Here is an 18,796-nt window from a genome sequence, read left to right as displayed (position 1 = left end):
TTTTTTGTCTGAAAATAAAAAAAATAGTTTACATATGAATCTGAGTGAGTTATTATAAATTTATAAAATTTGTACCAACAAATTAAATTTGTACTTATGAAAGGGTGTACATATATGGTTGAAGAATCGATTGAGATTAGCTCTGAAGATATCTTTGGATTAATTGCATTTTCAGGTGATGCTAAAGCGAGCTATCACGCTGCTTTACATCTGCTCAGAGAAAATAAAGTAGAAGAGGCAGAAGCAGAAGTAGCAAAAGCGAATTCAATTTTAAACGAAGCACATGCTATTCAAACAAAATTTGTCACACTAGAGGCCCAAGGAAAATCGGCACGGGTTGGTGTATTGATGGTGCATGCCCAAGACCATTTAATGAACACGATTTTAGTAAAAGAGCTATTGGATCATATGATGACCATGCAAAAAGAAATTAACTTATTGAAAGGGATGAATTGATATGGTGAAGATTGGATTATTCTGTGCAGCAGGTATGTCTACAAGTATGTTAGTGGAGAAAATGAAAGCGTTTGCCGGTGAGCGTGGTGTAGAAGCTGAGATTGCAGCTTATCCTGAATCGGAGATGGAAAAGTATGTTGATGATATCGATGTTGCTTTATTAGGTCCTCAGGTGAAGTATTTGTTGAACAAAGGAAAATCTGTTTGTGAGCCAAAAGGTGTCGCAATTGATGTCATTAACACAGTGGATTACGGCATGATGAATGGTGCAAAAGTACTTGAACACGCAATTAAATTAGCGAATAAATAAACGAGGTGAATGATTTGAAAATGCCAAAAGATTTTTTGTTCGGTGCTGCTTCAGCTTCCTACCAAGTAGAAGGTGCATGGAACGAGGATGGTAAAGGAGTTTCAAACTGGGACGTCTTCTCAAAGATTCCCGGTAAAACATTTGAAGGAACAAACGGTGATGTGGCTATTGATCACTACCACCGATATAAAGAAGACATCGCACTTATGGCGGAGATGGGGCTGGAATCCTATCGGTTCTCCATTGCCTGGACACGTATTCTCCCCAACGGTACAGGTGAGGTAAATAAAAAAGGATTGGAATTCTATAATAATGTCATTAATGAATGTTTAACACATGGAATTATTCCGTTCGTCACATTGTATCACTGGGATCTTCCTCAAACGCTTGAAGAAGAAGGCGGCTGGCTAAACCCTAAAACAGCAGATGCATTTGTCGAATTCGCCGATGTTTGTTTCAGAGCATTCGGCGATCGAGTACGGAATTGGATTACCTTTAACGAAACCGTTATTTTTTGTTCGTTAGGCTATTTAACCGGTGCTCACCCACCAGGAATTGAAGGGGATGCGAAAGCATACTTTCAGGCGACACATAATGTGTTTGTGGCTCATGCCCGTGCAGTTGAACTTTTTAAACAGTCAAGCTATGAGGGTGAAATTGGCATTACTCATGTTTTTAACCCGGCGTTTAGCATTGATGAGGACGAAGAGAACAAATTTGCAGAAAGACATGCGAATGCCTATTCGACACATTGGTATTATGATCCAATTTTGAAAGGATCTTATCCACAATATGTAATAAAAGAGCTCGAAGCTAAAGGGCTACTCCCGCAAATGACAGAAGAAGAACTGGATTTGCTTCATAGAACGGCACCTATGAATGATTTCATCGGTTTAAACTATTACTGCCCACAGCGCGTAATGAAAAACGATTCAGCGCTCGTATTGTCTGGTGGACGTGAGAACTCAACAGGTAAACCTGGAAATCCTTCATTTGACGGTGTATACAAAACAGTCATGATGGAAGAAAAAGTATATACTAAATGGGGATGGGAAATTGCTCCTGACGCCTTTCTAGAAGGGATGCGTATGCTTAAAGAACGCTACGGAGACATCAAAATGTATATCACGGAAAACGGTTTAGGAGATGAAGATCCTATCGTGGGTGAAGAGATTCATGATCAACCTCGAATCGACTATATTGAAAATCATTTAAGCGCTGTCAAAAAAGCTGTCATGGAAGGAATTAACGTCTCAGGGTACTTTGCATGGTCTGTCATTGATTTGCTTAGCTGGTTAAATGGTTATAAAAAACAATACGGGTTTATTTACGTCGATCACAAAAATAATCTTGCAAGAAAACGAAAGCAGTCATTCTTTTGGTACAAGGACATTATCGCTACACGTGCAGAAGAACTTTAAGGAGGTACCCCTATGGGTCGCTTAGAAAGTGTATTTGAAAAGTTCACCCCGTTCTTCCTTCGATTTGCAAATGCAAAACCAACACTTGCAATTAAGGATGGGTTTATTTTAACAATGCCGATGACAATTATCGGCTCTCTCTTTCTACTAATTCTCGCTGCCCCGATTCCAGGCTGGGAAGAGACTATGGTGAAATTCTTTGGAGAACAGTGGAACCTTCCACTTACCCAGGTTGTCGGTTCTACATTTGATATTCTGGCTCTTATTGGTGTGTTTGGAATTGCTTATTCATACGTCCGGAACGAAAAAATTGAAGGTACGCCAGCTGGTATTTTAGGTGTAGTTGCCTTCCTTATTATCACTCAGGCCTCTGTCTTGACAAAAAGCGGAGAAACCGTCACAGGTGTTATTCCCAAAGTTTGGACCGGCGGGCAGGGTGTACTAGCCTCGATTGTAGTTGGTTTATTTGTTGGCTTTGTGTATTCACAGTTTATTAAGCGTGATATTCGTATTAAAATGCCAGAAGGTGTTCCGCCAGGCGTTGCGAACTCGTTCTCTGCACTAATTCCTGGGTTTGCCATTATTACAGTAGCTGCCATTGTCTTTGGATTATGCCAAGCTTTTGCAAATAAGACATTTACTGAAATTGTTTATAAACTGCTGCAAGTACCCGTACAAAATTTGACAGACACGCTTACCGGTGCAGTTCTTATCATGGTCTTAATGTCACTTCTTTGGTGGTGTGGAATTCATGGTGCTGCCATTATTATGGGAGTAATGGGACCGCTCCTAACAGCTAATGCTTTACAAAACCAAGCTATATTGGATTCTGGTAAAGAGCTTGTTGTAGGAGAAAATGCTAAAGTTGTAACTATTCAATTCTTGGATGTATTTACGAAACTGGGAGGATCAGGTATTACCATTGGTTTTATTATTGCAGCCCTTATAGTGGCCCGGTCATCGCACTTAAAGCAGCTCGGTCGATTATCTTTAGCTCCTGGCTTATTCAATATAAACGAGCCCATCATTTTTGGTATGCCAATTGTATTTAACCCAATAATGTTTGTTCCTTTTATTGTTGTTCCTGCAATCGCATCATTTATGGTCTACTTCTCTATCATTTGGGGATGGGTAGAGCCTTTCAATGCACTTCAGGTTCCTTGGACCACACCGCCGGTTGTTTCTGGCTTCTTGATTGGCGGCTGGAGAGGGGCTTTATTGCAAATAGTAACCATTGCAATGTCAGTGATGATTTATCTTCCTTTCGTTAGAATGCAAGATCGTATTTCTTACAACGAAGAGCTTGAAGCAAAAAAACAATCAGAAAGTAATATTGCTTGAAACAACTAAATAAAGAATTACCCCCGGTATAATTTTATAGGGGGTAATTCTTTATTTATGCGCTTATAATGAAGTTATAGTCAATATTTTAAATAAGAAAGTAGGATATACAATGAAATTTGTATTAGCTTGTGATATTGGTGGTACCGATTTAAAAATGGGTAAATTTTCTCTTTCCGGTGATCTTGTTGAATCCGTAAAAATACCTCTAGTCAACAGGAAAGGGCAGACTATTCTTACTCAAATTGAAAGCCAAATGGATTCTGATGTAGTAGGGCTAGCTCTAAGCATACCTGGTTTTATTAATCCTAATACAGGTTTTATTGAAATGGGCGGTGCTATTGAAGATTTTAATGGGTTCAATATCTTTGAATACTTTAAAGAACGATTTCCTGATTTGGCAATAAGTGCAGAAAACGATGCGAATTGTGTAGCTCTAGCAGAAAAATGGAAAGGAAGTGCAAAAGAAGAGACTGACTTTCTTTGTCTAACTATTGGAACAGGAATTGGAGGCGCAATTTATTTGAACGACGCTCTTTATAGAGGGAGACGTAACCGGTCTGGTGAGTTTGGACATATGTTCAGTGAACACGTTACGAGTGATATTGCAGAAAATCATAAATTTAACAAAACATCTACGCTAGCAGTCATTCGTGAAAAATATGCAACGTGTATGAACATACCTTTTCAACATGTCTCAGGTGAACAAATTTTTGAAGCTTACGACCAAGGGGAAGAAGTGGCATCACTTCTGGTTAGTGACTTATATAGTGGATTGGCAATGAACATCTTAAACTTATATTATGTGTTTGCTCCTCCTACTTTTTATATTGGGGGAGGGATTACCTCAAGAAAAACATTCATAAACGAATTAAAACAGAGAATCTTAGAAATTGATCCAGCATTCTCTGCTGTTATCAGGTCTACTAGTTTTGGAAATCAATCAGGTATGATTGGTGCAGTTTACCATCATATTGCGTCTCAAAAAACGTTGGAGTTAATTTAATACTAAATAGTAGAGCTATATATTTTTATAATAAATTTATTATAAAAAGCTAGGACATGTACAGACCATCATGAAAAGCTTTGCGCCTTAATAAGGAATCTAAGAGTGATTCTTATGAAATTGTCATCTACAATCAAGAGAATCAAATAATAAGTTAAAGAAATAGTACATAACGACAGTAAAGCCCTAAACAGTGTTCAGTGAACGCTGTTTAGGGCTTCTTTTCTGCCAACTATTATGGCTTAAGCGCTGTTTTATTAAGCAGGAAAGCCTCCTGTTGGCGGTGGCCATGCTCCATTTAACCTTCTCATAATGACAATTTCACCTAGATGATAGCTGTTGTGAGAAGCAATATTACGCAATAATCCCCCTGGGGTTTCACTTGGCCAAGCATCCAGAGGTTCTTCGATTGCTAATGTATCCGCTAAGTGACAAGCTTCGTCAATTCCATCACAAAAATGCTGGATTGTCTTTTTCCATTCTTCTTCATCAACCGGAGCAGGGTGTTCAGGCCAGCTTTCACTTACACTTTTCGGTCTTTCAGGGTTTTCTCCTTTAGCAAGAGCAAGTAAAAAGTCTTGCCAATAGCTCATATGCTTCACTAATTGATAAATAGAATAAGGTAATTCCTTTTGTTTATGTGAAGCAAGCTCCATATTAATATCAGTTATTGCGTTAATCGTTGGAAGATGACCTCTTTCACCTCGCAGTGATTTGATAAGCGCATCACGAAATGCTGTATTCGTTTGTGTCATGTTTTTTCCGGCCTTTCTTTTTCAAAGTATTAAGCTTGTAACAGTCTAACACAAATTAGTTTAATATATGTACTTTTGTGATTAACGATTTACTATAACAAAGCCACTAAAATAAATAGTCTCAATCACAATTTTTTGTTTGTAAGTCACCTTTATATGATGAAATATGGTTTAATATAAAATATATAGAAATAAGTAGAAAAAGGTACCCTTTATGGAAAGTGAAAAAGATTATGTGATTTTGAGAAAAACGATAACAACTCTTTCTACAAGCTTTATTTTAGCTTACCTCTTGGCAATAACGGGTCTAGTTCTACAGCTCACTGATGAAGAAGAACTGTCGTATCATATCGGAAACGACATGGCAGGATGGTTCCTTGTGTATCTTTTTTATATAGGTGCAGTCATTGCTGTTTACGGGAATTTTGTCTCAGTTATACTGGACGCTATTCGAAAGAAATGGCTTCCCAACATGAGGTGGCTATTTGTCTTCTTCCACGGCATATTTGGTTTAATTAACGGTTTGTTCTTTCAAGATACATATTTGGCTTATTACGGAATGGCAGCTGCTGTGTTATATGCATGTATAGATTGGTGGGTAGAAAGAAGAATTGACAGGGAAAAAAGTACAAAAGTATTACTAATTATACCTCTTGTTCTTTTACTTCTCAGTTGGAGTATATTAGAAGCGATATCACCTAGTCTTCCGCCATTTACCAAAGAAGATGCCATAGAGTTTACGACAAGTGGTGAAGGAACGGATATTGATCTATTTCCTGATAAAGCGGGAACGTGGAAAGGAACGTTTGAGGGATATCACGTTCAAAGAAGCACTCGTGCTAAAAAATTAAATAAAGAGTTATACCTTGTGACCTTTGAAGAAAACTGGACCAACGGGAAACGAAAAGGACGCTATGTAATGTCTTATAAAGTAGATCGCAGCAGTGTCTCAGGGTATGGAGGAAGTGGCACAACACCTCCTTATTATGAGAAGGTATTACAACAATAAAATAGTGAAAATTAAGTTTATGAATAAAGGAGCTTTGATCTATGTCTAAAATTTCTCTAGCAGAAGCTGTGAAATTGAAAAGTTTATTATCAAAACGAATACATGAATTAGAAGAAGAGATGAACCGAGTTGCATTGGTGCCCTTACTTATAAGTTAAGTAAGGGCCTTATTTATCTTATTTTTATTAGAAAGCTTTCAGTATAATAACACCTGTAATAATAAGAGTAACCGAGATAATCTTTCTTTTGTTTTTTGATTCCTTAAATATATAAATACCTAACAGCGTTGTACTAACAATCGTCAGCCCTGCCCATATAGCAAAAACAATTCCCATTTCAAAATAGTGCGTCGTTAGAGAAATAAAATAAATACAAGCAATGAAGAGTAGAAATGCGCCTATCGTGGGAACAGTTTGTCCAAAGCCTTTAGATAGTTTTACACACATTTGCCCTGCAATGCCTAAAACTAAGCCCATCGTTAAAAATACGTATCCCATTACGCTGTCCTTCTTTCTTTAGAGCTCCCTTTAATGTTAAGAGAAACTGCACCGATTATAATAAGAGAAACTCCTAAAATTTTAGATAAAGAAATAGTTTCATCAAAAAAGATAATACCTGTGACAACAACAAGTACAGTTGCTCCTCCTGCATACAAAGCACTTGCTACTCCTACTTCACCTTTGGCGTTAAGTAGCATATAAGCAGCAATTGAAGAACAATAAAATAGTATGGCGAAAACAGTCGGAACAAAGTTTGTGAATCCATTTGTAAGATTAAGAAAAAATACTGCGATTACCTCCAAGATGATGGCAAGAAACAATAGTAAATAAAACAATCAGATTTCCTCCTTTCAGTCACCTTATTTTAAGAACTTTACGTAATTGCTACTAAATAATTGCAGTAGCACTCGGATGTCATTATTTTATCTAGAGCTTGATATCTTGTAAAATAATGATAAATGATTATAGATATCACTATTATTAATACCTAAATGAATGCAAGTGGAAAGGAGGATGTTTATGGAAGTAGAAGATATACGCATATTTATGGCTGTAGCAGAATACGGCAGTGTAAGCCTTGCCGCTGATAAGCTAGGCTATGTCCAACCAAATGTAACAGCACGTATTCGGTCTCTTGAACGAAAAATTGGACACCCATTGTTTCATCGTCACAGACGAGGAATGACATTAAATGTAGAAGGTCGAAAACTTTTAACATATGGAGAACAAATGATGCGGCTGATAGATGAAATAGAGAAAGCGTTTCAAGATGAGCGTAACCTTGTTGGATCATTATGTATTGGATTAGTTGAAACGGTAGTAGGGTTTCCTGAAATCATTTCTTCCTATCATAATAAGCACAAAAATGTGGATATTTCTTTAGTATCAGGAGTAAGTGCACAATTAATAGAGAAAGTTCTTAAGTTCCAGTTAGACGGGGCATTTGTAGCAGAACCAGTAAATGTGTCAACGCTTGATCAAATTCCAGCTTTTGATGAAGAAATTGTACTTGTATGCAGTGCAAATGAGAACAGGAAGAAACAGATTCAGTCTGCCAAAGAGTTACTGCATTTACCATTCATTTTATTTAATGAAGGCTGTCAATATAGAGAAAGGCTACAGCAGTGGTTAAAAGAAGAACAGATCGTATCCCCAAAAATTATGGAATTTGCTACACTTGAAACGATTATGGGGACAGTAGTTTCTGGTCTTGGTGTGACACTTATAGCCCGGTCATTAGCGGAGAGATATGAGAGGGAAGGGTTAGTACAGCTCTTTTCAATACCTGAGCCTTACAGAAACCTCAGGATTGTGTACATTCGACGCTCTGACTCTTATCTAGGCGTAACTGAGCGTGAATTTATAAAGACAATCAGCGAAGTGAGAGAAGGGAAAAATCAGAGAACGAATTAAATCGATTATAGAAGATATAAACGAACACACGATTGTAGAAAGAGTTGAATCGGACGAAGTAGGAGGGCTAAAGATCTTTTTATCTCAAGGTTATTTATTAGAGGTGTTTCCGGATACTTCAGAAGACGATGAATATAGTGAGTTCTGGAGACTTTTCAACCGAAAGGAAGACAGCCCGCACTTTGTTGTCACAGGAAATGGTATTGAAAACGAGTAATCTTATAATTAAAGAAACGAAAAAAGCACAAACCCGTTGGAACCAAACGTTTTTGTGCTTTTTTCTTATTTTATAGTTGAGTTACATATAATCATAAGCGGAATCATCAAAATAGAGCCAGTGATAATATTCAACCTGCGGATCTGTCATTTTTAAAACTTCTTCTTCATTGAATTTTTGATACTCAACTAATTTCTGCACTTTAGAATTTCTTTCCACTTGGCTCATTTTAAATCCTCCTTATAGTTTGAGAAATAACGATGTATTTAAATTTAGAAAGCGTTTTCTTTTGTTCTTGTTTTTATTATATATCTCAATATGAGATTAAAACAATATCAATTATAGATGATTTTTCAAAAAACAATATAGAAATGGTATTATGGCGTCGGATTGGGACAACAAGGCTTCTGCAATCGAAATTAAATAATAGGTCATTGCCAAGGGCCAGGCTAAAAATTTTTTGTTAGTATCGTTGCTTAATCCCTAAAAAACATCATGATAGCTAATTCTATAAATTAGAAACAAAGCTAGCTGTGTTAAGCTAGCTTTATATTTTTTATGCTGTTTTGCAGAGCGGTTAATTTTCAACTGTCGTTCACTTTGTTATAAAAACTCTTTAACAATTTCATCATGTTACGCCCCGAAGTTCTTGACATTTGATGATGATCTTCATCATCACGCGTACTCAGGTACCAGCTTCCCTTGTTATCTTCATTTAATCTGTATACCTTATTGGTTCTATTATCTGTATAAAAGTTTCCATCCTTCAGTCTCAAACAATCGCCCCTCTACCAAGTATCTATCCTGTATTATGCCCAAGATATCAATTTTATGAAAAATTTTATATACACAAAAACAGCAGATTTCTTAATACGCTTACTATTTTGTAAGCAATCTACAGAGGTGCAAAAAAGGATAAGAGCTATGAGTGAGAAAATATTTAGTGATGGAGAAATAGTAAATAGAAGAGTATCGAATGAATTAGTGACAATTTTAAAAAGTCATTATGTAAAAAACATGAACTATAATTATTGATGAATAAGTGTTGATATAAAAATCTTTTTAAGTAAAAACAGACTCTGAAAATAGAGTCTGCTTTTTTAGTATGGTTTCTTATGCTTTATTTACGTTTGTCGCTTGTGGTCCACGTTGCCCCTGTTCGATATCAAAAGTCACTTCTTGACCTTCATCCAAGGATTTAAAGCCTTCACCTTGAATAGCTGAGAAGTGAACAAATACATCTTCTCCACCTTCACGCTCAATAAATCCAAAACCTTTGTCAGCATTAAACCATTTCACTTTACCGTGTTCCATTTTTTGTTGCCTCCTAGAATATAGAAAATAAACCAGATTATCATTAAATCTAGCTTATTTATTATATTATCCCAATAGAGACATCTTAAACTTAAATTAATGTGATCTTTCTAACTTTCTTTATCACTACTCATGCCACTAAAAGGTAATAAGTGTATGCCTATGTACATCATAACGGGATTCTCGTGCAAAAACTTCAACATATTTATAAGTGATCTTTTACACACGGAAATGATAGACGTCGAGTATTAGCCAATGTTCACACGATCATTAAGGGCACTGTATTCATAAATATGAACCTAAATTAGATGAGAAAGCACAATGGGAGCGGTCTGTTCAAAAAGAAAGGGAAGTTCACTCAAAAATTTTTTGAACAGTGGCGTAAAAATAGATTCTGTTAGATAGGAATCTATATGTCATTTTCATATAAATACAACCTTCGCACTACCATCCGTAAACTTATTTACACATAAAAAATGACGCCGTTGGAGGCGCCATTTTTTATAGAATAGAAAAGGACACACCCTATGCACGGGCGGTACTCTAAACACATCGTCTTGATTTGATAATACCCAGTGTTTAAATTTAATAAACCTTTGGTTATAACGCTTTATGCAGAATATCTACGTGTACCTGTTTAGTGAGCATAAGGTTTCTTAGAGTCATCAAGCAAAAGAGCCCTTACAGGTACAGTGTTTTATGAAGAAATTTCAAATAATACTGGATATTGTTAAAATTATTTATTGAATTTCTTTGGAAACTGCTTCACAACTCCCGCAGATATAGTATCTGCCATTAAGATAATATGTGATACTCCTTCATCAATTGCAACGATTCTTGCTTCCCAATCTTTTTCTAAGCTTGCAGATAAATCATTTGTCACTAATTTTAGATGCATATACAGTAATTTTTTTAAGTCTTCATTTTTTAAATAAGGGTTAGCCTGGCTAAGGAACGCTGCTATATCATCAGCATTTCGATACCATTCTTTGTTTAATTGATTCACCAAGGCTTTCTTTCCCGTTTTAGCTGCATCTACAATCTTGCCAGCAATCACAATATGTTCCTTGAGCAAAGCCGTAAGTTTGTTCCCAGCGTGCTCTCCGTATATTGGTTTCACAGCATTACCGATATCTTCTTGATTTTTTAATAACCTTGTCAACACCTGTTTTTGGTCTTCTGATCCTGCTGTTGTTGCACTTGTAATATAATTGCTTGTCCACAGTACATGATCCATCCAAAGTCTTCTGAATTCATTTTCAAACGTTACCTGAGATTGACTAACACGATGTTCTTGTGTTTCAGCACGAGCACTACTTGGTTCAACCAGCATGTTTAGCGAAAATAACAACGTAAATCCTATCCATAATAATCTTTTCATAAAAACTGCTCCTTCCAATTTAAATGATCCGTCTTATTATTTGTATATGGGATTTTTCACATTCCTTAAAACGTTATTTTCTAATAATAATTCTTTATAGAGTATTGTCATGCTACCAATCAGCTCACGCGGATGAAGGGTTACAGAAGATACCTTTCTATAAGGTGATAGTAGAGAATTCGAAATTTTAGGCTCTTGTATTTATACATTCATAAATATTATTACTCGTCTCATATGCTTATATAAAACTCTAGAAGAAAAAGAGGTAAAAAATGTGAAGCATATGCTAATAGTACGTAATCAGCATGTGAAGGAGGGACTTATTGGTCTTAAAATCCCCCATGTAAAGAAGATTCACTACTCTACATGTACCTGTTCTTTTTGTGATAAAAAGGCTGAAATCAAAATCTTTTATTCCATTCCTCAAAAATATAGTAAAACCAATTTTTAGATATAAGAATACATCGAAAAAGCTCAATTCTGAAAAGACTTGAGCTTTTTATGTGAGCCTAAGCATGTCCAGACATAAAGCAGAATAACTTAGAATGAAACTAATTTACAATTATAGGAGGATTAATAATGACTAATGCATTTGTTGCACAATCCTTAGATGAAATTCGTTTTTGGTCAAGGATTATGAAGGAACACTCATTGTTTCTTCGATTAGGTTTTAGAGGTGAGGATACACAATTAATTCAGGAAGCGAATCAATTTTATCGTTTGTTTGAAGATATTGAACAGCGGTCTCATTCATTTACGAATCAAACAGATCCGGAGCAAATGAAAAGATTTAATTCAGAAGTCCAACGAGCCGCCACAGGTATATTTGCTTTTAAGAGAAAAATTTTAGGTTTAATCTTAACCTGTCAACTGCCGGGCTCAAATAACTTTCCTCTTTTGGTTGATCATACTAGTAGAGAAGCCAACTATTTTAGAAAACGATTAATTGAATTAAACGAAGGGAAATTGAAGCCACTCGCTGATGCCATTATAAAGGAAAATGTCTTCTTTTTAAGAATTATGGCTGATCATGCCCAGTTTATAGGCCATCTTCTTGATCCATCAGAAAGAAAACTTGTAGATATGGCGAGAAATTTCAGTCATGATTTTGATCAATTAGTTTTTCAAGCAAGAGATTTAGAGTCTATGAAGCCTCAATCTCAAACGGTACCTCTTTTGGATCAATTTCTTGATCAGAATCGTGTTTCAGTGGCTTCCCTTAGAGACTTTAAAAAAACAGCGAGAGATTTAATTGAGGAATGTAAAATTAAAAGTATTATTCATCCTCTTTTAGCTGATCATGTTTTTCGAGAGGCTGAAAGGTTCCTTCATATTATCGATATGTTTGAAAAGAGTCTTCAAACACAAAAATAATACATTGATGCTTCCTTTTTACAAATCTTAATGACTTAATTTAAAAGGCTTCACTTTTAAGGGGGCCTTTTTTTGTTAATTAACAAAGAAACGATCATTGAAGCGTTCTTTTATTACAATTTTTTACTCAGCCAATTATTTATATATTATCTAAAAAATGTATTTAATATAAGAACCTAATGGTTACACTAGAAACAATAGTTAGTGAGTATGATTTCATTCCATATATTTACGATTTCGGTTAGTCAAAACTAGAAAAAACGAGATAAGAATTAATGAGCTATTTCTTTCACATAAGCTTGTTAGAATACTATCTAGAGAGAGGTCGAACAATATGAAAGTGACGGACACACTTGTTCAGTGTTTAGAAAATGAGGGAGTTGAATATATTTTCGGAATACCTGGTAAAGAAACATTGGATTTTATTGATTCTTTATCCAACTCTAAACAGATTCAATTCGTGAATGTGCGGCATGAGCAAGGAGCTGCTTTTATGGCAGATGTATACGGAAGGTTAACAAACAAAGTAGGGGTATGTTTGTCTACATTAGGCCCTGGAGCTACTAATTTATTGACGGGTATATCTAGTGCAAAGCTAGACCACTCTCCTGTTGTAGCATTAACGGGACAGGCTGCTTTGGGGAGACAACATAAAGAGTCACATCAATATATGGACATTATTAAAATGGTAGAACCGGCAACGAAGTGGTGTGTTCAAATAAAAGATTCACAAACGCTTTCTGAGATTATTCGAAAAGCATTTAAAATTGCACAGATGGAAAAGCCAGGACCCGTAGTAGTAGAATTGCCAGAAGACTTAGCAACTCAAATCGTTCCCATTAAACCTATTTCACCTACATCTATACCCGTAAGTATACCTATCATGGAGTCAATTCAGGCTGCCAATACTCTTATTAAGCAGTATGAGAGACCTTTTGTTATTATCGGTAACGGCGTTGTTAGACAGGAAGCCGTGGATGAGCTTCAACTATTTATTGAACACCTTCAATCACCGGTTACCCATAGTTATATGGCTAAAGGTGTGTTATCTAAAGATCATCCACAAAATTTCTTTACGTTTGGATTTAATGAAAAAGATGAAGTGCTCGCAGGCTTAAAAGAAGCTGATCTGCTTATTGTAATTGGGTTTGATTTTGTCGAAAAGTTACCCAAAGAATGGAACATCGAAAAAACACCAATTTTACATATAGATACTTTAACGGCAGAAATAGATGAATATTATCCTGTAGAAGTGGAATTGGTTGGAGATATAAAGCAGACTTTACGAGTATTCAATCAGCTGGATATCCCTTCTAAACCGTGGACTCCCTCTGGCAATCTCCAGGAGCAAATTAAGCAATCCTATCACATTGAAGAGAAAAAGATAGATAGTAATTTACTGCCTTTGACAATCGAGAATATCTTGCATAGTATTGACAAGCTCTCTTCAGAGGAAACAATTGTGATTTCAGATGTGGGAGCTCATAAAGTATCTATAGCTCGAACTTATCAACCCAAAAACGCTAACAAGTTCATTATATCAAATGGTCTAGCTTCCATGGGTATTGCTTTACCAGGCTCAATTGGGGCTAAACTAGCCTGCCCTAATGATCCAGTTATTTGTATTACTGGAGATGGAGGAGCTTTAATGAATTTTGCTGAAATAGAGACGGCAAAGCGCTTAGGGCTTTCATTCATCATTATTGTCTTAAACGACTCTACATTAAAAATAGAGCAGGAAATGATGAACAAAAAGTTTGGTAAGAGCTATGGAGTAACTTTTACAAACCCAAATTTTGTCCAATTCGCAACTAGCTTTGGAATTAAAGGAGAACGGGCAAATAGTTTAGTCGAATTTGAAAATATAATAAAAAGAGCCCTAAAAAATTCAGATGAGATTGTCCTAATTGACGTTCTTCTAAAAAGCTAATTGCGATTTCTCCATTATTTTAAAAGAAAATAAATGTTTTTAATTTTTTTAAATAAGCTAAGCTGAGCTCAACCCAAATCCAACTATAAAGGAAAGTAAATACAAAAATTAAACCAGTAGTAGAAAGAGAAAAATTATTGGAAATCACAGGACCTAGTACTGGGAATTTGAAACCGTACAATAAAGTAATAATCCCAACAGTTAATGAGGTGGCCCCACTTATAATAATGTACAATCTCTTTTTAAAAAAGTAAAAAGCTGCTCCTATGCCCACTCCCAATATTCCTGTTGTAAAAGGAAAAATAATAAGTTCACTTGGCTGGATAATCAGAAGAAGCAGATTTGTTAGTATATAGGTAAGAAACCCTAGAGGGAGCGAAAGTATAAAACAAAAAAGAATGGGTGCAGTAGATAATGGACTAATGAAAACTCCTATTCCTGGTAAGAAACCTCCTGCTGATTGAAAAAAGGCTGCTAAGCTGGCGAAAAGAGCGCCTGATACAAGCTGCTTAGTTTTAGATAGTCTATTAAAAAGAAGCTGCGTAGATTTTACTTCATTTGAAAGAGACTTTAAAAAGTACATGAATTTCACCTCGGTTAACTGTTTTTACATTATAAGGGGGTAAAGGTCGATTTAGACCACTGCCCCATATATCAACTCTTACATGTAATATATAAAGAAATTAAGAGGGAGCACTAATAAGTCGCATTTACTTTTACAGACATAGGTCGTACTTTCTAAAGGTATGGTATTTTAGCCCATAAAATGAATCTTTTATGGGCTTTATTGATTAAAGGCTTTCTTATTTTCTAGAAAGTTCATTTGCTCATTACTATAAAATAGCTGCTGAAAAAATTAAGCTATAATTTTTGGGAGAAAATCAATGTCCAGTCGAATTTTATAAATGTAAATCATGGAACAATTTCAAAAACAGTACCTTGATTAAAGTCAGACACTTTCATAGAGCCATAAACTCCTAAATAAAGCCTGGTTTGATCCAGGTTCGTTCCCAAACTAACGTAGTAAGCTGATTGAGAACCAAAATTATAATCAATTTCCACAATACTAAAATCATTTAGCTTACAATCTGTACTTGCCTTGGTATAAGCTAAAACTCCTCTAACTGGAGACTGAGATTCTTTAACCTGGGCAATGTCGGTAAACATAACGCTTCCTGTTAAGCTAGGGATTTTATTTCCCATATATGGCTGAACTCCAGTAAGGGAGGTTCCCCAAAATTTACCGAGACGGGAATCTTTATGAAAATAACTAGTTAAAGGCTGAAGACGTCTCGCTGAAGTTTTTACTGCTTCATCGTAATAAGCAATTATTTTCTCATCCAAGGCCGGATTTTCAGAACACCTCCTTATAAACGAAGTAGGGAAAGTTCCTTCCCATCCCCGCCAGCCAAGGTTAATAAACCCTTCTTGGCTGAGTTTAGCTCTCATTAAAGAAGCCTGAATAAGTTGAGGAACAGGTATTGGTTTATAATGAACGAATGAAAAAATCGACTCTACCACATCTTGTCCAACATTTCCCACATATTTGATATACTGATTATAAAATCTTTGAAATGAAATGCCCGTTATGTTGCGAACTCCTTTGGCAATGAGCGTAAGGGTTTCCTGAATAGGTGAGGGGAGTTCGTTAAAGCGTGTGACTGCGGGTGGATTATGGATGAATGTATTCTTACTTACATCAATTTCAATTATTTTTCCGTAAATCTCCATATCATCCTGACTTAAATTAAAGGGGTCATATCCTGATCCGCCATCTCCGATTGTTAAGATAAGTTTTCCAGTTTCAGGTGAAAAGTTTAAGCTGTTAACACCATTATGATTAAAAAATGGTCTTCTTAAGTTAAGTAACGTCCGTCTTTTTTGAGGTTGCCCATTTGGCTGGAAAATCCATTCTTCCACTGTATCAATATGATCATATTTAGTTTCTCTATTTATCCACTTTAGGTTTGAAGTTTTAGGATCACACGGGTTAGGCTTAAAATGTTCAGAAAGTGCACCTGGTCCTTGTGTTCCAGCTACTGAGTAATGAAGATAAAACAGACCGTTATAATAAAATTCTGGATGAAACGCTAGCCCCAGCAATCCTCGTTCATCATATCCCCCACGAGAAACACCTGGTTCAGACGTACCCAATTTTATGATTTGTGAGCGAATATCTAAAAAAGTCCGTATAGCGCCGTCTCTTATATAAAAGATCTCTCCTACTTGGGTTGCAATAAATAAGCTTTCAAATGAGTCACCCGGAAGTATAGCTGTTTTCAAAACGGTAGGTAAATTTATCTTACTAATAATAGGCCGTAAACTAACCTTAGCTTTTATCAACTAACTTGACACTCCTTTTTAATGTTTTCTCTTATAAGAATATGATTGAAACTGTTCTATTAGTATCAATACTATTTTATAAAGTGCGGCAATTTAATTGAGAGACCTAATCGAGAAGCTTCTTTCATAAAACTTATTTATTCCTGATTAAGTTTGCAATTTTCTTCTCTTAGCACTAACGATTCTCCCAACTTTCCTAACTATTTGTAGTTTCCGGAAATTGTGACTAAGGAAAAATAATACTTAATTCACAAAAAATATTGATATTATTTTATGAATTGGAAAAGAATATGGCTTAGGAAAGGAGTGATTGCAAATGTCTATGAAAAAGTGGTTAACGGGATGGGTCATTTTGTTTGCGATGGTTATCGGTGTGATAACTTCAGGGGCACTCGGCGTTTTGGCCGAATCGGACGTGGTAAGACAGAAAGCCATGGAGGTTCAGTTGAACGATGATTACTTTAATCCAGAAACCATCACTATCCCAAGTGGAAAAATGATTACATTGATATTGAAAAATAAAGGTCAGAAAGAGCATACCTTCACAGTAGAAAAACTCGGAATTGACGCTGAAGTCCAGCCTGGAAAAGAAAAAACCATTGCCGTGAAACCACAAAATCCCGGTACATATGAACTGATATGTAGGTACCATTTTAATAGTGGAATGGTAGGGAAAGTGATAGTCAAATAATAAGCAGGGCCCATCGGTCTCTGCTTTTTGAAGTGAATATAGCATACTTTCTTAGTTAACATAATGGATTTTAAAGGTACAAATAAATCATTCACAAGTTCAAAAAAGTAATAAATATTAATTTGAAATATATACTAAGTGAAGAAAAGGCACAGAAAAGTATAGAATAAAAACAGCATTTATATCCACATTATTAAAAAACGTATCCTTAATGCGCAATGAGCTTTGTTTAATTAAAAGGAGGAATTTTATATGAGTGATAATCAATCAAATGATTTAGAACAGGTATCAGAGGAATTAGCTGATCTTGAGAAAGAGTTTGTAACAAAGCCTGCCAAGCCTTCTGATCCTTATCCGCATAAGTATTATACTGGAGACGTTTCTATAATTTCTAATGCTGTGCCAGGAAACGATAAAGAATAAAAGTTTCTTTATTAATATATAAGGGGAAACTTAGAACATTTAAGCTTAAGCTCTGTATTTTTTCAGAATCAAAATACATTTCATAAAGTTATATTTCATTTATTATTTTAAACCCAAAGTAATCGCTTTCATTTTTTTCTTTCCCAAAATCATTTGATAGGTTATAATAAATATCTACAAAACTATTAAATGATATGTAAGTAACAAGCAATTACACCCTTAATATTTAAACAGAAAAACTCCATTAAGGCATTAAGGGAGTTTTTCTGTTTTTATGTACACTATATAAGGGTAATTTTATCATAATAATAGGGCGAACTCACTTTTCAATTCTAACTAATGTTTTTTCTGGCATGTCAATATCGTCAATGTCAAAGTAATGGATGTTTAACGTTAATTTCCTCTTTTGCTCTTCAGCTTCTTCTCCTACCCAACAACTATACAATTCAAAAAAGTCTCCTGACTTAAGATAGCGGTCCATCAATTTGCATAGTGCAATTAGTTTTTCTTTTGATTCTTTGCGCCTGCTCTTATTCATATATTCCGTAATTTCAATTCCCCAGTCACTTGCAACTTCATAAACATAAAGGGTAGTAAATGGGTGTTTCTTTATGTTCAATCGATTTCTTTCATCTGAGAAGCAACTCCCAATAGTAACTAAATCATCTAATTCCTTATTAATAGGTAATTCTACGTTCGAGCCTATATAAGTAGCTAAACTCATTCGTATTCACTCCGTTCCTCATCTAAATAACCCATTAAGTTTTGTGGAACTAACCTAGGCTGTTAACATCCTAAGAAATACATCCTGTTATCAAAAAGGTTTTTTACTAAACTTTATTACAAATAATCGAGTTTTATTCAAGGTTTACTATTATTCTACTTAATATATGAGTAGGCTACGAAATGTTT

At 35.4% G+C, this 18,796-nt stretch carries 20 protein-coding genes; 11 read left to right on the top strand and 9 right to left on the bottom strand.

The features are described from left to right. The first annotated feature begins 114 nt into the window (after positions 1-114). From MMB68_RS21820 to MMB68_RS21800, 5 genes are all read left to right on the top strand, one after another. A complete protein-coding gene (locus MMB68_RS21820) occupies positions 115-456 on the top strand; it encodes a PTS lactose/cellobiose transporter subunit IIA (RefSeq protein ID WP_014460688.1) in 342 nt (113 codons plus the stop codon). A gap of 1 nt (position 457) precedes the next feature. Beyond that, positions 458-766: a PTS sugar transporter subunit IIB gene (locus MMB68_RS21815; RefSeq protein ID WP_098333468.1), complete on the top strand. Its 309-nt coding sequence runs from the start codon at positions 458-460 to the stop codon at positions 764-766. 14 nt (positions 767-780) lie between these two features. Continuing rightward, positions 781-2,187, top strand: coding sequence for a GH1 family beta-glucosidase (locus tag MMB68_RS21810; RefSeq protein ID WP_221782452.1), 1,407 nt, complete (start codon positions 781-783; stop codon positions 2,185-2,187). Between the two features lie 12 nt (positions 2,188-2,199). Further along, positions 2,200-3,528, top strand: coding sequence for a PTS sugar transporter subunit IIC (locus MMB68_RS21805; protein ID WP_098333466.1), 1,329 nt, complete (start codon positions 2,200-2,202; stop codon positions 3,526-3,528). A gap of 112 nt (positions 3,529-3,640) precedes the next feature. After that, complete coding sequence (locus tag MMB68_RS21800; protein ID WP_221782454.1) at positions 3,641-4,534, top strand: ROK family protein; 894 nt, start codon at positions 3,641-3,643, stop codon at positions 4,532-4,534. Positions 4,535-4,791: 257 nt separating this feature from the next. Here the strand turns inward: MMB68_RS21800 and MMB68_RS21795 are convergent, their stop codons facing one another. After that, the gene (locus tag MMB68_RS21795) at positions 4,792-5,289 is read right to left on the bottom strand and encodes a DinB family protein (RefSeq protein ID WP_153252600.1); all 498 of its coding nucleotides are present in this window, start codon (positions 5,287-5,289) and stop codon (positions 4,792-4,794) included. A 214-nt stretch (positions 5,290-5,503) separates the two neighbouring features. Here MMB68_RS21795 and MMB68_RS21790 point away from each other — a divergent pair, with 214 nt between their 5' ends. Next, positions 5,504-6,298: a hypothetical protein gene (locus MMB68_RS21790; RefSeq protein ID WP_221782456.1), complete on the top strand. Its 795-nt coding sequence runs from the start codon at positions 5,504-5,506 to the stop codon at positions 6,296-6,298. A gap of 185 nt (positions 6,299-6,483) precedes the next feature. Here MMB68_RS21790 and MMB68_RS21785 read toward each other — a convergent pair whose 3' ends face one another. Together MMB68_RS21785 and MMB68_RS21780 are read right to left on the bottom strand one after the other, a co-directional pair. Next, entirely contained in the window at positions 6,484-6,795 is a 312-nt protein-coding gene (locus MMB68_RS21785) for a DMT family transporter (RefSeq protein WP_221782458.1), read from the bottom strand. Next, positions 6,795-7,133 carry a DMT family transporter gene (locus tag MMB68_RS21780; protein ID WP_013056402.1) on the bottom strand — a complete coding sequence of 113 codons (339 nt, stop codon included), beginning with the start codon at positions 7,131-7,133 and terminating at the stop codon, positions 6,795-6,797. The genes MMB68_RS21785 and MMB68_RS21780 overlap by 1 nt, the downstream gene beginning before the upstream one ends. A gap of 184 nt (positions 7,134-7,317) precedes the next feature. On the opposite strand from MMB68_RS21780, the gene MMB68_RS21775 reads away from it, so the two are divergent. Further along, positions 7,318-8,211 (top strand): LysR family transcriptional regulator, encoded by an 894-nt coding sequence (locus MMB68_RS21775; RefSeq protein ID WP_221782460.1) that lies wholly within the window; start codon positions 7,318-7,320, stop codon positions 8,209-8,211. A gap of 298 nt (positions 8,212-8,509) precedes the next feature. Here MMB68_RS21775 and MMB68_RS21770 read toward each other — a convergent pair whose 3' ends face one another. The 3 genes from MMB68_RS21770 to MMB68_RS21760 all read right to left on the bottom strand — a co-directional run bounded on the left by MMB68_RS21770 (position 8,510) and on the right by MMB68_RS21760 (position 11,123). Beyond that, the gene (locus MMB68_RS21770; RefSeq protein WP_221782462.1) at positions 8,510-8,656 is read right to left on the bottom strand and encodes a BH0509 family protein; all 147 of its coding nucleotides are present in this window, start codon (positions 8,654-8,656) and stop codon (positions 8,510-8,512) included. Between the two features lie 885 nt (positions 8,657-9,541). Next, a complete protein-coding gene (locus MMB68_RS21765) occupies positions 9,542-9,742 on the bottom strand; it encodes a cold-shock protein (RefSeq protein ID WP_013056409.1) in 201 nt (66 codons plus the stop codon). A gap of 736 nt (positions 9,743-10,478) precedes the next feature. Next, positions 10,479-11,123: a glycosyltransferase gene (locus tag MMB68_RS21760; protein ID WP_221782464.1), complete on the bottom strand. Its 645-nt coding sequence runs from the start codon at positions 11,121-11,123 to the stop codon at positions 10,479-10,481. Positions 11,124-11,702: 579 nt separating this feature from the next. Between MMB68_RS21760 and MMB68_RS21755 the strand changes: the two genes are divergently transcribed. Continuing rightward, positions 11,703-12,497, top strand: a complete 795-nt coding sequence (locus MMB68_RS21755) for a DUF2935 domain-containing protein (protein ID WP_221782466.1) — start codon at positions 11,703-11,705, stop codon at positions 12,495-12,497. A gap of 334 nt (positions 12,498-12,831) precedes the next feature. Next, positions 12,832-14,427 (top strand): acetolactate synthase large subunit, encoded by a 1,596-nt coding sequence (locus MMB68_RS21750; RefSeq protein WP_221782467.1) that lies wholly within the window; start codon positions 12,832-12,834, stop codon positions 14,425-14,427. Between the two features lie 19 nt (positions 14,428-14,446). Here MMB68_RS21750 and MMB68_RS21745 read toward each other — a convergent pair whose 3' ends face one another. Together MMB68_RS21745 and MMB68_RS21740 are read right to left on the bottom strand one after the other, a co-directional pair. Continuing rightward, entirely contained in the window at positions 14,447-15,010 is a 564-nt protein-coding gene (locus MMB68_RS21745) for a hypothetical protein (protein WP_221782469.1), read from the bottom strand. A 329-nt stretch (positions 15,011-15,339) separates the two neighbouring features. After that, positions 15,340-16,770 (bottom strand): PQQ-dependent sugar dehydrogenase, encoded by a 1,431-nt coding sequence (locus MMB68_RS21740; protein ID WP_221782471.1) that lies wholly within the window; start codon positions 16,768-16,770, stop codon positions 15,340-15,342. Between the two features lie 316 nt (positions 16,771-17,086). On the opposite strand from MMB68_RS21740, the gene MMB68_RS21735 reads away from it, so the two are divergent. Both MMB68_RS21735 and MMB68_RS21730 read left to right on the top strand, forming a co-directional pair. Further along, the gene (locus MMB68_RS21735; protein WP_221782473.1) at positions 17,087-17,461 is read left to right on the top strand and encodes a cupredoxin domain-containing protein; all 375 of its coding nucleotides are present in this window, start codon (positions 17,087-17,089) and stop codon (positions 17,459-17,461) included. Between the two features lie 252 nt (positions 17,462-17,713). After that, positions 17,714-17,884 (top strand): hypothetical protein, encoded by a 171-nt coding sequence (locus tag MMB68_RS21730; RefSeq protein ID WP_221782475.1) that lies wholly within the window; start codon positions 17,714-17,716, stop codon positions 17,882-17,884. Between the two features lie 319 nt (positions 17,885-18,203). Here MMB68_RS21730 and MMB68_RS21725 read toward each other — a convergent pair whose 3' ends face one another. Then, positions 18,204-18,608, bottom strand: a complete 405-nt coding sequence (locus MMB68_RS21725) for a hypothetical protein (RefSeq protein ID WP_221782477.1) — start codon at positions 18,606-18,608, stop codon at positions 18,204-18,206. Between the last annotated feature and the right edge of the window lie 188 nt (positions 18,609-18,796).

It is taken from the genome of Priestia sp. Y58 (assembly GCF_029522095.1).
Lineage (GTDB): Bacteria > Bacillota > Bacilli > Bacillales > Bacillaceae_H > Priestia > Priestia megaterium_E.
Note: the sequence above shows the minus strand (reverse complement) of the source record. Positions and strands in the feature narration are given on the sequence as shown.